We start from the raw sequence: 2,178 nt of genomic DNA on the forward strand, positions 1-2,178 counted from the left end.
GTTCGAGAGCCAGTCCGTCATCGTCGCGCGCGCCGCCCATCCGCTGGCCCGGGCGCGACAGTTGGGCGAACTGACCGAGGCGGCCTGGGTGCTGACCGGGCCGGCGCAAGGGCCGGGCGATCCACGGGCGCTGTACGCCGACGAAGCGCAGGCGCGCGCGCTGCATCTGCAGCTCGAATGCGAATCCTTTTCCACGCTGCTGGCGTTGATGCCGCAGCTGGACCTGATCGGCATCATGCCGCAGGGGTTCCTGGACCGTTACGGGCCGGCGCTGGGGCTGGTGCGGCTGGACATCATCGACCCCCTGCCCAAGACCGTCATCTATGTGACGCACCGTGCCGATGCACCGCTGACCGTGCCGGCGCGCCGACTGCTGGACGCGCTGCTGGGCGAGGCCGCGCAGCTGGCCAGGCACCCCTGAACCGTAACGGATCGCTCCGAAAGGATGAGGCGCGCCCGAGGCGTCATGCCAGCGGCGTAAGGCTCAATATCTTTGACGGCTGCCCATGCGTGGTCTTATTTTTTTGGATTCGTGCCGAGGCGCAATCCGGACCGCTTCCACGTTTCCAGAGGCCGCATCATGGTGATTGCAACGACAGTCCTGGTGGTTGGCGCCGGTCCGGTGGGTCTGCTCATCGCCGCCGAGCTGCAACGGCGCGGCGTGCAATGCCTGCTGATAGATGCGCACGAGAGGCCGCTGGAGTGGGACCGCGCAACGGTGGTCCACCCCCGCTCGCTGGAGATATTCGATTCGCTCGGCATCGTGGAACCGCTGCTGGCCGCAGGCGTGAAGCAGCGCGGCGCGCGCATCCATGCCGACGGCAAGGTGCTGGGCGAAATCGATCTGGATCTTTGCGGCAGTCGCTATCCCTACAACATCGGGATTTCGGAAGAGGTCACCGAGGCCATCCTCACCGACTATCTGGCAAGCCATGGCGGCAGCGTCCAGCGGGCCAGCAAGCTGGTGGACCTGCAGGAACGGCCGGACGGCGTGCTGGCCAGAATCGAACAGCCTGGCGGCAATATCGAAGTGCTGGCCCAGTGGGTGATAGGCTGCGACGGCCACCACAGCACGGTCCGCGCGCTGGCCGGCATCGAACAGGATGGCCACGACATCAGCCAGCCCTGGGCCGTGTTCGATGCCGCGATCAGCGGCTGGCCCGAGATTTTCGAAGCCAACTACGCCTACCTGGACCGGATTCCGGTCATCCTGACGGCGCTGCCCGGCCAGCGCTGGCGCGTGTATCTGCGGCCCAGCGCCGAAGATTCCGACCTGGTCGCCGATGCCTTGTCCACGCTGCGGCGGTATCTGCCCGAAGCCGACTTCGAAGACGTCGCTCATCCGGCGCGCTTCCTTTGCTACACCAAAGTTGCGCGGCGATTCCGGGCCGGCCGCATCCTGCTGGCCGGGGACGCCGCGCATACCTGCAGTCCGGCCCAGGGCCACGGCATGAATACCGGCCTGCACGACGCCGTCAATCTGGCCTGGAAGCTTGCGCTGGTCTGCGGCGGGCAGTGCTCGGATGGGCTGCTCGACAGCTATCAGGCAGAGCGTCGTCCCGCCGCGCAGCGTGTGCTGGCATCGGGCGATGCCGCCGAGTACGCCCAACTGGCCACGGATACGGAGGTGCTGCGCGAGCGCAATACCGCCATCCGCAAAGCCTTCGAGGACGGCGCCTCGCAGCATCACGAGGCGGTGGCCGAGGCGGAGCTGGACATCGATTACGGCGATTCGCCCATCGTCATGGGAGACCGGCACGACCCCGTTTCCCCGGGCCAGCGGCTGCCGGACCAGATCCCGATCCGCCTGGCGGGGGGAGGCGCGGGCATGTTGCACGAACGCGCCAACCGCAAGGGCCACACGGTTTTCGTTCTTGGCGGCCCGCGGACGTCAGGGGATACGCTTGCTCAGGTCCGCTCGGCGATCGAGCCGCTATCCGACGGCGCGCTCATTGAAGCGGTGGTCGCCTTGACCGCGAATGCGGACATTGTTGACGACGTGGATGGCTATCTCGATCCCTCGATGGCCGGAAGGCTGGGCGTGCGGCATATCCTGTTGCTGGTCGTCAGGGCGGACGGCCACGTGGGGCTGCGCGCGGAAGAACGCCACGTGGAGACCCTGGGGGCTTACGTGGAGCTGCTGCGCGCGCCCGCGCCCGGCATGGCCGCGGCGTCCTG

2 protein-coding genes are annotated in these 2,178 nt (G+C 67.5%); both read left to right on the forward strand.

What is annotated here, in order from left to right; all coding sequences use genetic code 11:
- Positions 1–421: LysR substrate-binding domain-containing protein (locus VIR09_RS25160; protein ID WP_332015323.1), on the forward strand; the 421-nt coding region annotated here is incomplete at its 5' end.
- 159 nt (positions 422–580) lie between these two features.
- Positions 581–2,178, forward strand: a 1,598-nt coding sequence (locus VIR09_RS25165; RefSeq protein ID WP_332015324.1) for an FAD-dependent monooxygenase, incomplete at its 3' end; no start/stop codon positions are given.

This window comes from Achromobacter sp. (assembly GCF_036567245.1).
In the GTDB taxonomy this organism is placed as follows: domain Bacteria; phylum Pseudomonadota; class Gammaproteobacteria; order Burkholderiales; family Burkholderiaceae_B; genus Achromobacter.